Raw genomic sequence first — 11393 nt, 5'->3', positions numbered from 1 at the left:
TCCGAGGGACAATCGCCACCATGACCTATGTCGTCACCGAAGCCTGCATCAAGTGCAAGTTCATGGACTGCGTTGAGGTCTGCCCCGTCGATTGTTTTTACGAGGGCGAAAACATGCTGGTGATCAACCCCAGCGAATGCATCGATTGCGGCGTGTGCGAACCCGAATGCCCTGCCGAAGCGATCCTGCCCGATACCGAAAGCGGTCTGGAACAGTGGCTTGAGCTGAATGCCAAGTATTCGGCCGATTGGCCCAATATCACCGCCAAGAAGGATGCACCCGCCGACGCCGATGAACACAAGGGCGAAACGGGCAAGTTCGACAAGTACTTTTCAGCCGAACCCGGCGAAGGCGACTGATTAATCTGCGGTTTGCGCCGCCACGGGCGCAAGTCACGCAAAACACGCCATAATCGGTGCTCCCGCAGGCCTGGCTTGCGGGAAATGACCGATTTTGGCCGGATACACGTGGTCTGCCCACTGGAAATTTTCCTGCAAGCTTGCTATATGCTGCGTCGAGCGTCGGATTCTCGTGATTTTGTCCGGCGTGTTGCAACACGAATCAGGCAGGACAAACGGCAAACGGATCGCTGGGTTTCGCTGGGCCGCGCGTAAGACGGTCGTTTGCCGGACCTCACCCCAAAGGGCCCGGGATATCCCCTTCGCCAACGTGTATGCCATTTTTGGCATGCGCGATCGGCTCCAGTATCCGCACCCGTTCTTGTTCCGCCGCGTCGAAAGGATATGCAATGGCAGCCAAGGCTCTTGCCTTCGATGTTGGGGACTACGTCGTTTATCCAAAGCATGGTGTCGGCCGGGTGGTCGAACTGCAGAACGAGGAAGTCGCAGGGATGAAGCTGGAGCTGTATGTGCTCCGCTTTGAAAAAGAACGCATGACCCTGCGCGTGCCGGTGAACAAGGTTGAAGCGATCGGCATGCGCAAGCTGTCGTCGGACAAGACCCTGCGCGAGGCGCTGGATACGCTGAAGGGCAAACCCAAGGTCAAGCGCACGATGTGGTCGCGCCGCGCCCAGGAATACGAAGCCAAGATCAATTCGGGCGATCTGGTTTCGATCGCGGAAGTGACGCGCGATCTGTTCCGTGCCGACGACCAGCCGGAACAGTCGTATTCCGAACGGCAGATCTTTGAAGCGGCATCATCACGCCTGGCGCGCGAATTGGCCGCGATGGAAAAAACCGATGAACCTTCGGCGCTGAAAAAGATCCTGGCGATCCTCAACGAACACGCACCGAAGTATTACGAAACCGCCTGAACCGACACGTCGGGCAGGGTCTACCAGCGGGCTGCCGGCACCACCGGCAGCCCGCTTGCTTTGGTGATCAAGGTGGCTTACCCCTGCGCGCATTGCCCCCTAACGCTGCGGGTGCCGGTCTAAACCCTATGCTCACCAAGCTCACTCGGTTCAGGTTGATGGTTGCTGCGGCAGGCGTGTTCGCGCTGGGGGGCTGCGACGATCCCAACGTATCGATCGACGGCCATAGCGGCGTGCCGTTGTCCCAACTTGCGATCAATGGCCAGACCGCGCGTGAAATCACGCTGCTCGGGCCCGACACCGTGCATGTCGTTCACGGCGACACGCTGGGCGTGCATGTCGAAGGCGATGCACGCGCGGTTGCAGCGCTGCGCTTTGTGCTCAACGACGGCAAGCTGGGCATCGGTCGCAAGCCGAATGCCGATGCCGGCCATGGCACCGCCACAATTACCATCACCGACCCTGCGGTGGATCACCTGATCATGGCCGGCTCGGGCACGATGTCGTCAGACCGGCTGAACGGCGCCTCGGTCGGGGTTACCATCGGTGGATCGGGCCATGTCGTCACCGCCGGAATCGCCGCCGGACAATTCAGCCTGGACGTGTTGGGATCGGGCTCGTTCACGGGCAGCGGCCATGCCGACAAACTGACGCTGACCCTGGCGGGCAGCGGTGATGTCGATCTGGCGCAATTCAAGGCGGGTGATGCAGCACTTGATGTGGCCGGATCGGGCACAGGGGTGCTGGCCAGCGACGGGCAAGTCAGCGGCACGGTGGTGGGATCGGGCGTTATCACCGTTCACGGCAAGGCGCATTGCGATGTCAGCGTGACCGGATCGGGCAAGATCACCTGTCAGCCCTGAGCGATTTTTTTGACGCCATATTTCTGACAATCACGCAGCCGAGCGGCGCAACCTGTCATTGATCGCCTCGCCAATCCCGATATCGGGCACGCCGGCAATCGCGACGCGCGGCTGCGCTGCTGCCGCCGCGGCGTGCAGGCACGCGTAAAGCCGTGCCGCCGCCTCTGCCGGATCGCCTGTGGCCGACAGCGTAACATGGCCCGCCACCGGGCCAAAGCCGATCATGAACTCATCGGCCGCCGGCGCATCGGCATGCAGGCGCACCGGCTTGCCCGGGGCATAATGGCTGGCCAGTTGGCCCGGCGCCTCAATCCCGCCGCGCGCAGAGATCTCGGTGTCTGTCCCGAGCAGGCCGGCGATCTCGGCATGCGTGATCGGCCCTGGCCGCAGCACCGTCCATCCGCCATCCGGACGGACCGCGACGATGGTCGATTCCAGCCCTTGCGCACAGTCCCCGCCATCTAGCACCAGATCGACCCGATCGCCCAGCGACGCGACCACATGGGCTGCACGCGTCGGACTGACCGCACCGCTGCGATTGGCCGAAGGCGCTGCCAGCGGCAGGCCGGTGGCAGCGATCAGTGCGCGCATCACCGGATGCGCGGGACACCGCAGCGCGACCGTGGGCAAACCGGCGGACACCGCCGCGCTCAATCGCGCATCATCGCGCCGGGGCACGACCAGCGTCAGCGGTCCGGGCCAGAACCGGTCGACCAGGATCTGCGCCACCGCGTCCAGATGCGCCAGCCTGGCGGCCTGCGCGCGATCGGCCACATGGACGATCAGCGGATTGAAATCGGGCCGGCCCTTGGCGCGATAGATCGCCGCCACCGCATCATCCCGGTCGGCGCGCGCGGCCAGGCCATAGACGGTTTCGGTGGGTACGCCGACCGTACCGCCGGCGCGGATCACCTCGGCAGCGCGCGCAATCGCCGGCTCCAGCAGCGCACCTTGCGCCAAAAGGCAGTTGGACTTTGTCGCGGGCATCGCCTTTCGCTATAGGGCGTCGGGCGAAAAAGTGGGTACCCGTTTTTTGCGGCCACGACACGATAACACAAGCATGCCCGCGCCAACGGCCTGCCAGGGAATACTGCACGATGACCTTCACCGCTCCGACTGCCGATCAGGTTCTTGCCATGCGGGTCAACGCAGGGATCGACCATCTGGCGCAAAGCGAACGCTTTGCCGCCGCCACACCCGATCTGGTCGAGGCGATTGCCGAGGGCATCGGCCAACTGGCGGCGGGCGAATGGGCCCCGCTCAACCGATCGGGCGATACCCGCGGCGCGCGCTGGGATCAGGGCACGGTGCATCTGCCCGACGGCTTTGCAGCCGCCTATCGCGATTTTGTCGAACAGGGCTGGAACAGCGTGGCCGGGCCGGTTGACCACGGGGGCCAGGGCCTGCCGTTCACGCTTGCCACGTGTGTGCTGGAAACGCTGGGCGCGGCCAACATGGGCTTTGCACTGTTGCCGATCCTGACCGTCGGCGCGATCGAAGCGCTCGATCACCACGGCAGCGATATGCAAAAGGCGCGCTATCTGGCCAGGCTGGTGTCGGGTGAATGGTCGGGCACGATGAACCTGACCGAGCCGCAGGCCGGATCGGACGTCGGTGCGCTGCGCACGACGGCCACGCCCGTCACCGAGGGCGAACATGCCGGAAAATACCGCATCAAGGGCACCAAGATCTATATCACCTGGGGTGAGCACGATCTGGCCGACAACATCGTGCACCTGGTGCTGGCGCGCACGCCCGGGGCGCCGGCCGGTTCGCGCGGGATATCGCTGTTTGTCGTGCCCAAATATCTGGTCGACGACGCCGGCCACAAAGGCGCGCGCAACGATCTGCGCTGCGCCTCGATCGAACACAAGCTGGGCATCAATGCCTCGCCCACATGCGTGATGGTGTTTGGCGATAACGATGATTGCATCGGCGAAATGGTGGGCGCCGAAAACGGCGGCCTGCGCGCGATGTTCACAATGATGAATTCGGCACGGATCAATGTCGGCAGCCAAGGTGTGCAAATTGCCGAGGCGGCGCTGCAAAAGGCCCGCGCCTATGCCCGCGACCGTGTGCAATCGGCCCGCGCCGGCAGCGCCGACAAGACCCCGGTGGCGATTGTCGAGCACCCCGATGTGCGCCGCATGCTGCTGCGCATGCGCGCCATGACCGAAGCGGCGCGCGCGCTGCTGTATTACACGGCCGGGCAGGTCGACCGCGGCGCATTGGGTGATACGGCCGCCGCCGCGCGGGCCGAGGCGCTGGTGCCGCTGCTCAAGGCCTGGGGCACCGACATCGGTTGCGAAGTCGCCAGCCTGGGTATCCAGATCCACGGCGGCATGGGCTTTGTCGAGGAAACCGGCGCCGCGCAGTTCTATCGCGATGCCCGCATCGCCCCGATCTATGAAGGCACCAACGGCATTCAGGCCGCCGACTTTGTCACGCGCAAGCTGGGCATGGACAACGGCGGCGTGATTCAGGCGCTGCTGGCCGACATCCTGTCCGATTGCGCCGAAAGCCCCGAACTGGCCGCGCTGGCGCGCGATGCCGCCGCCGTGGCCAGCTGGATGGCCAGTGGCGATGCCAGCCTGGACGACAAGCTGGCGGGTTCGGTGCCGTTCACCACAATGTGCGCCGTGGCCGTGGCGGGGTGGCAGCTGGTGCGGCAGGTCCATGCGACCGGTTCCCAGGAAAAAGCGGCCGTAACCCGATTTTTCAACCGCACCATCGCGCCAGAGGCGCGCGGCCTGGGGGCTTCCGCCATGGCCGGGGCGGGATTGCTGTACGATCTTGATACCGCCGCACTGGTCGGGTGAACTGGCAGCATGACAGATCCGTCTGACCTGCTGGGGCGCATTGCCGATGCGCTCGACCGGATTGCGCCGCCGGCTGCGGCACCGACCGATTGGCACAGCCACCCCGCCTATGTCTGGATGGGCAATCATGCGCGCGCTGTTGCGGCAATCGAGGCGCCCCCGCTTGACCTGATCAAGGGGATCGACGCGCAAAAGGCGGCGGTGGTGGCCAATGTCGCGCGGCTGGCCGCGGGCTCGGCAGCACACGACATGCTGCTGTGGGGCGCACGCGGCATGGGCAAATCGGCGCTGCTGCGCGCAAGCGTGGCGGCGGCTGCAGAGGTTCAGCCCGGCCGGATTGCACTGGTCCAGGCCAATGCCGACGAAGGGCTGGCCACGCTGTTTGGCGCGCTGCGCGGGGCCCAGCGCAACTTTCTGGTGTTCATCGATGATCTTGGCTTTGACGATGGCGACAGCGCAGGCCCGCGCAAACTGCGATCCTGGCTGGAAGGCGGGGTCGAGGCTCGCCCCGTCAACGTGCGCCTGGCGGTGACGTCAAATCGCCGCGCGATCGTCGAACGGCACATGCGCGAACAGGACGATCCGATCAATCCGCGCGATGCCGTCGATGACCAGTTGGCTCTGGCCGACCGCTTCGGCCTGAGCCTTGGCTTTCACAATTGTTCGCAGGACGATTACCTGGCGATCATCACCGGCTATGCCGCCCACCATGGCCTGCCCTTCGATCCAGCCGACGCGCTGGAATGGTCCAAACGGCGCGGGGCGCGATCGGGCCGGGTGGCCTGGCACTATGTTACCGAACTGGCCGGGCGCGTGGGGCGTGTTCTATAGGCCTTATTGCTGCGGCGTGTTGAGGTCGGAACTGTCATCCCGCTTGATGGTGTAATGCAGCGGAGCCTTTGGCGGGGGCGGTGCCTCGTGGCTGGGGATCGGCACGATTGCGGCGGCGGGCCTAGCACCCGGTGCCACGACGCGCCAGATCACGCCGCCGACATCATCGCTGACCAGCAGGGCGCCGTCATGGGCAAAGCCGACCCAGACCGGACGGCCATGGGTGTGATCCTCCTGCGCCAGAAATCCGGTCAGCACAGGCACCGGTGGCACCGGCAATGCATTGCCGCGATCGTCAAATCCGACAAACACCACGTCATAGCCGGCCAACGGCTTGCGATTCCACGATCCATGTCGCGCAATGAATGCGCCGCTGGCAAACCGCGGGCCCATCAGATTTCCGCCCTGTGCGAACGCCAGGCCAAGCGGGGCGACGTGCGCGCCCAGCGCATATTCAGGCTTGCGCACGTAATCCATCATGTCCTGCGGCATAGGCGTCTGCACCCGCCAGTCGGGGTTTTTCTTCCAGTAGACCCAGGGCCAGCCATATTCGGCGCCAAGCGGCACGTTGGTCAGATAATCGGGCACGAGATCTGACCCCAGCATGTCGCGCTCGTTGACCACGGTCCACAATTCCCCGGTACGCGGATTGAAATCCATCCCGTTGGGGTTGCGCATACCGCCGGCATATTGCCGCGCAGAATGCTTGGCGAAATCATATTCGTAGATCGCGGCCCGGCCCTGCTCGTGCTCGATCCCGTCATCGGCGATATTGGTGGCAGACCCCACCGAGACATACATCCGGCTGCCATCGGGGGTCAGCACCAGATTGCGCGCCCAATGTTCACCGCCAGCAGGCAGATCCATCAGCTTGTCGGGCTTGCCCACCAGGCTGGTCTGGCCCGGCTGGAACGGCCAGGACACCACCGCATCATTGTTGGCGACATAAATGCGCCCTTCGCGCCACACCATGCCAAACGGCGAATTGAGCGCGGGGTTGGTCATGGCAAAGCGCTGGTCGGCGGTGCCGGTGCCCTTGCTGTCGCGAAGCAGCACCAGCGTGTTGGGCGACGGTCCGCCGGCTCCGGCTGCGCGGAACAGATAGCGCGCGATCAGACCGGTCAAACCGGTCTGCGCACTGGCGGGCGGCGCATTGGTTTCGGCAGTCAGCACATCCCCATTGGGCAGAACGTACAGCGTGCGCGGGTGATTCAACCCATCGGCAAAACGACTGACGGCCAGCCCCGCGGCGGCCACGGGCGATTCGCCCGGCTTCCACCCGATCGGCCGGGCTACGCCGACAGTGGGAAAGGTCTGCGGGCGTGGCTCGGTCAGCTTGGGGTGCGGGCCGGTGGTCTGCACAAACGGGATTTGTGCCACATCCCCCTGCATCACCCATGCGGCAAAGCCGCCGGTTACCACGAGTACGGCGCCCAGGCCGATAAGCGTCTTCTTGAGCATGGTCATGACGCCAAATCTAGGCGGTGGCAGCAAATCCCGCAATGGCCATGGCGATACGATTGGATTATGGGCCGGTGCATGTTTGACTTTGCCCCCGGTGCCGGCGCGCACAAGCCCGAAATCTATCGCGAACTGGTTGCAGCTGCGCTGGCCCTGACCGACGCAGAGCCCGACGCTGTTGCCAATATGGCCAATTGCGCCGCGCTGATTGCAACGTTCCTGTCCGACCTCAATTGGGCGGGATTCTATCGCGTGATTCCCGGCAATCCCGATGAACTGGTGCTGGGCCCTTTTATCGGCAAGCCGGCGTGCATCCGCATCACGATCGGTCAGGGCGTCTGCGGCACCGCTGCGGCCACCCGGCAGACACAATGCGTGGCCGATGTTCATGCCTTTCCGGGCCATATCGCCTGCGATGCCGACAGCCGTTCGGAACTGGTCGTACCGGTCATCCGCGATGGCCAGGTGGTGGCGGTGATCGATCTCGACAGCCCGCTGCCCGCCCGCTTCGATACCGACGATGCAGCGGGGATTGAAGCGCTCGCGGCGGCGATCGCCGGGCGTATCTGACAATCTGATCCGTTGTGGGACATGGGCACAAGGTCGCTTGGGCCCCACGCCTTTGAATGGTAAATTCGGGGTTAACGTGCGTGCTTGCGATTTTTGCGGGCACGCCATGCCCCGGGGATTGTCGATGCGTTTGTTTGCCCACTGCGCCCGAATTACGCTGATCGCGCTGTCATCCTGCACGCTTGGCACAGCTGCAATGGCCCGCGCCGATGATGCGTCACAAGCCGGCATCATCCCGCAGGGCTGGGTGTGGCAGGGGGTGTGGCAGGATGGCCGGTGGAGCGGTCAATGGATTCCGGGCCCCGGCCTTGCGCCAGATGCATCGCATCCAGGCGGCTATCCCCCGCCCCCTCCGGGCCCGCAATATCTGCCTGTCACCCCCCCTGCGCCAGGCACTGCACCGATGATGGTTCCAACCGTGCCTTATGCAGCGCCCGGCTATCCGGTGGTCGGTTACATGGTGGCCCCGGCCATGCCGCAGGCGGCACAGGCACCTTGTGTCGAAACCCGTACCGTAACCACTGAATACCTGCCGGCGTGGCGCCCACGGGTGCGGCGCGCGCGGCGGCACATCATCAATTGAGATTTGGCGTGCCTGCGCCTCATGATCCGCGCAGCGGGTCATCGGTCAGGGCATGGCCGTCTGCATCGTTCCACAGCACCGATCCCGCGCCTGCCGCGATCACGCAGGCAATGGCGATGCCCTGACGCACACTGAGCATTTCGCCCAGCATGATCATCCCGGCGATCGCGCCAACGGCAGGCTCTGCGGCGACCATGATACCGAATGTGCGGTGGGGGATCCCGCGCAAGGCCAGGCGTTCAAGCGAAAACGGCAACGCGCTTGATACGATCCCTGCACCAAAGCCCAGCGCCATCAGGCGCGGATCGAACAGCCGCAGCCCAGCGCGGGCTATGCCAAACGGTGCAATCACCAACGCCGCGGTGGTCATACCCACCGCAACCGCATGGCCTGGATGGACATGCCCGCCACGCTGGCCAAACACGATATACAATGCCCAGAACAGCGCGGCCAGCAAGGCAAAGCCAACGCCGGTCGGATCAAGCATGCGCACCGACCCGGCGATCGGCAGCAACAGGCCAAGCCCCACCACCGCCAGACCGATCCACGCGAAATGCGCCAGACGCCGCGCGTGCACCAGCGCCACGCACAACGGCCCCAGGAATTCGATCGCCATGGCCACGCCCAGCGGCAATGTCGCCAACGCCTTGTAAAACGACAGGTTCATCGCCCCGAGCGAGGCCCCGTAAAGCGCCATGTCAGCCAGTTCGCGCCGGGTCCAGGCACGGCGCCATGGCCGCCACAGCGCCACCAGCACCACCGCCGAAAAACCGGCACGATAGAACGCGGTGCCCTCGGCGCCGACATCGGCAAACAACTGCTTGGCAAACGACGTGCCAACCGTGAACAGCAGCATCGCCCCCAGCAGCGCGGCATAGGGGACCAGGCGAAGCGTGCCCCTGGCGGGCAGGATCTGTGCGGCGGCCGGGTTCAAGATGCGGGCATATCCGTAACGCTGCGGTCGGGGACCGCGCGTTTCCACGGTGCATCATAATGGATGGCAACGCTTGCCTCAAACGCTTCGCGGGCAAGCACAAGCAGACGGGCCGGAAACCCGGCCGGGCGCGCATGGCGGTTCATCGTGGTTCTCCTGTCGGGCGCCGGATCATGGCGCTGGCGGACCATTGCTGATCTCGCCTTGGGCACGGCCAGCAACTAGCGTGCTTTGGCGGACCAATGGCGCCAAAAATGGGTGGATCGATGATCATTTTTCGCATTATATCTGCCACCATGCGAAAAAACGTCGATCTTGACGATTTCGACCGCCGTCTGATCGAAGAGGCGCGTCGCGACAACCTGCAACCGGCGCGAATCCTGGCGGACAAAGTCGGGCTGTCGGTTTCGGCCGTGTTGCGGCGATTGCGGCGATTGCGCCAGACCGGCGTGATCATCGCAGACCGCGCGGTGATCGACCCGGCGCTGACCGGATCGGCGCTGACCATGCACGTGCTGGTCAAGATGAAGCAGGCCGGGGCCAGCACGATGGATGCATTTGCGCGTGCGATTTCCAGCCACCGCGAAGTCACCGCGGCGTGGGATGTAACCGGCGATGATGATTTCGTACTGAAAGTGCAGGTCGGATCGATGCAGGAATATGACCGATTTACCCGCCGCGCGTTGGGCGAGGACCAGGGGGTTTATGCGTTCAAGACGCTGATCACGATTCGCAGCATTGTCGAGGACGATGGGTGGCGCAGGCCGCTGCTGCTTGAATGACAACGGGGGTCCAACGCGAACCCCCGTCTCGTCACTGAATCACAGCTTGCGGCCGATGAGTTCCTTCATGATTTCGTTGGTGCCGCCGAAAATGCGCGTAACCCGCGCACCGCGCCACGCCCGGGCGATCGCATATTCGTTCATATATCCTGCGCCGCCATGCAATTGCAGGCACTTGTCCATCACTTCCCACTGCAATTCGGTGTGCCACAGCTTGGCTGCTGCGCCTTCTTCGGGGGTAAGTTCACGCTTCAGATGCCGCGCCAGTGCCCAGTCGAGGTGTGCCCAGCCCACTTGCAGCTTGGTCTTGAGATCGGCCAGCGTGAAACGGGTGTTCTGGAAATCCAGGATCGGCTTGCCAAACGCCTTGCGATCACGCGTAAAGGCAACCGTGTCATCGAATGCGCGCTGCGCCGAGGCCTGCGCACTGACCGCGATCGACAGGCGTTCCTGCGGCAATTCGCTCATCAGATAGACAAAACCCTTGCCCTCTTCGCCCAGGCAATTGGTGATCGGCACGCGCACGTCGTTGAAAAACAGTTCCGAAGTATCGGCTTCGTCCTGGCCGATCTTGTCAAGATTGCGGCCGCGTTCAAAACCTTCGCGATTGCCTTCGACCAGCACGATCGACACGCCCTTCCACGCGGGCTGAACATCGGTGTCGGTCTTGCAGCACACCAGGATCAGGTCGGCGTTCTGACCATTGGTGATGTAGGTCTTCGACCCGTTGATCACATAGTGGTTGCCGTCCTTTTTCGCGGTGGTGCGCATGCCCTGCAAATCCGAGCCGGTGCCCGGCTCGGTCATGGCGATCGCCGTCACGACTTCGCCCGACACCATCTTGGGCAGCCAGTGGCGCTTCTGCTCTTCAGAGCCGTAGGTTACCAGATAATTGACGACGATGTCGGACTGCAACGAAAACCCGGTGGCGACGCGGCCGTAATAGGCGCTTTCTTCGTCAACGATCGCGTTATAGCCGAAATCGAGCCCCAGCCCGCCATACGCCTCGGGCACAGTGGGGCAAAGCATGCCCAGTTCGCCCGCTTTGGGCCAGATCGACTTGGGCACGATGCCGTCTTCGGCCCATTGTGCGCCGTTGGGTTCTATTTCTTCCTGCAGGAAACGGCGGACGGTGTGGCGAAACGCCTCGTGATCGTCGTTATAGGCGGTACGCGGGATCAGATCGAGCGACATCGGCACAGCTCTCCGGTTTCTGGTTGCTTTGCGCCGAAGTAAAGCACGCCTGTCGGCAGGGTCAACTGAAATTAATCGATCGA

At 63.9% G+C, this 11393-nt stretch carries 13 protein-coding genes; 8 read left to right on the top strand and 5 right to left on the bottom strand.

Features of this window, described 5'->3' with window-relative positions; genetic code table 11:
- Positions 1 to 20 precede the first annotated feature (20 nt).
- From fdxA to G404_RS0109075, 3 genes are all read left to right on the top strand, one after another.
- Positions 21 to 359, top strand: coding sequence for a ferredoxin FdxA (gene fdxA, locus G404_RS0109085; protein ID WP_028640797.1), 339 nt, complete (start codon positions 21 to 23; stop codon positions 357 to 359).
- Between the two features lie 389 nt (positions 360 to 748).
- On the top strand, positions 749 to 1273 hold the full coding sequence (locus tag G404_RS0109080; protein WP_028640796.1) for a CarD family transcriptional regulator: 525 nt from the start codon (positions 749 to 751) through the stop codon (positions 1271 to 1273).
- Between the two features lie 128 nt (positions 1274 to 1401).
- Complete coding sequence (locus tag G404_RS0109075) at positions 1402 to 2136, top strand: GIN domain-containing protein (protein WP_084601195.1); 735 nt, start codon at positions 1402 to 1404, stop codon at positions 2134 to 2136.
- A 30-nt stretch (positions 2137 to 2166) separates the two neighbouring features.
- On the opposite strand, the gene G404_RS0109070 is transcribed toward G404_RS0109075, so the two are convergent.
- Positions 2167 to 3123 carry an L-threonylcarbamoyladenylate synthase gene (locus G404_RS0109070; protein ID WP_036520880.1) on the bottom strand — a complete coding sequence of 319 codons (957 nt, stop codon included), beginning with the start codon at positions 3121 to 3123 and terminating at the stop codon, positions 2167 to 2169.
- Positions 3124 to 3233: 110 nt separating this feature from the next.
- On the opposite strand from G404_RS0109070, the gene G404_RS0109065 reads away from it, so the two are divergent.
- On the top strand, positions 3234 to 4955 hold the full coding sequence (locus tag G404_RS0109065) for an acyl-CoA dehydrogenase family protein (RefSeq protein ID WP_028640793.1): 1722 nt from the start codon (positions 3234 to 3236) through the stop codon (positions 4953 to 4955).
- 9 nt (positions 4956 to 4964) lie between these two features.
- A complete protein-coding gene (locus tag G404_RS0109060; RefSeq protein ID WP_028640792.1) occupies positions 4965 to 5786 on the top strand; it encodes an ATP-binding protein in 822 nt (273 codons plus the stop codon).
- A 3-nt stretch (positions 5787 to 5789) separates the two neighbouring features.
- Here G404_RS0109060 and G404_RS18660 read toward each other — a convergent pair whose 3' ends face one another.
- Positions 5790 to 7253, bottom strand: a complete 1464-nt coding sequence (locus G404_RS18660; protein ID WP_084601193.1) for a PQQ-dependent sugar dehydrogenase — start codon at positions 7251 to 7253, stop codon at positions 5790 to 5792.
- Positions 7254 to 7325: 72 nt separating this feature from the next.
- On the opposite strand from G404_RS18660, the gene G404_RS0109050 reads away from it, so the two are divergent.
- Both G404_RS0109050 and G404_RS18655 read left to right on the top strand, forming a co-directional pair.
- Entirely contained in the window at positions 7326 to 7817 is a 492-nt protein-coding gene (locus G404_RS0109050; RefSeq protein ID WP_028640791.1) for a GAF domain-containing protein, read from the top strand.
- A gap of 196 nt (positions 7818 to 8013) precedes the next feature.
- Positions 8014 to 8400 (top strand): hypothetical protein, encoded by a 387-nt coding sequence (locus G404_RS18655; RefSeq protein ID WP_156906252.1) that lies wholly within the window; start codon positions 8014 to 8016, stop codon positions 8398 to 8400.
- Positions 8401 to 8419: 19 nt separating this feature from the next.
- Here G404_RS18655 and G404_RS18650 read toward each other — a convergent pair whose 3' ends face one another.
- Positions 8420 to 9334, bottom strand: coding sequence for an EamA family transporter (locus G404_RS18650; RefSeq protein ID WP_245584466.1), 915 nt, complete (start codon positions 9332 to 9334; stop codon positions 8420 to 8422).
- Complete coding sequence (locus G404_RS20340) at positions 9331 to 9525, bottom strand: hypothetical protein (RefSeq protein ID WP_156906251.1); 195 nt, start codon at positions 9523 to 9525, stop codon at positions 9331 to 9333. Before G404_RS20340 ends, G404_RS18650 begins: the two co-directional genes overlap by 4 nt.
- A 105-nt stretch (positions 9526 to 9630) precedes the next feature.
- On the opposite strand from G404_RS20340, the gene G404_RS0109030 reads away from it, so the two are divergent.
- Positions 9631 to 10116: an Lrp/AsnC family transcriptional regulator gene (locus tag G404_RS0109030; protein ID WP_028640790.1), complete on the top strand. Its 486-nt coding sequence runs from the start codon at positions 9631 to 9633 to the stop codon at positions 10114 to 10116.
- 39 nt (positions 10117 to 10155) lie between these two features.
- On the opposite strand, the gene G404_RS0109025 is transcribed toward G404_RS0109030, so the two are convergent.
- Entirely contained in the window at positions 10156 to 11310 is a 1155-nt protein-coding gene (locus tag G404_RS0109025; protein WP_028640789.1) for an acyl-CoA dehydrogenase family protein, read from the bottom strand.
- Between the last annotated feature and the right edge of the window lie 83 nt (positions 11311 to 11393).

The organism is Novosphingobium acidiphilum DSM 19966 (assembly GCF_000429005.1).
Taxonomy (GTDB): Bacteria; Pseudomonadota; Alphaproteobacteria; order Sphingomonadales; family Sphingomonadaceae; genus Novosphingobium; species Novosphingobium acidiphilum.
The sequence above is the reverse complement of the archived record's forward strand: the minus strand, read 5'-3'. Positions and strand labels throughout refer to the sequence as shown.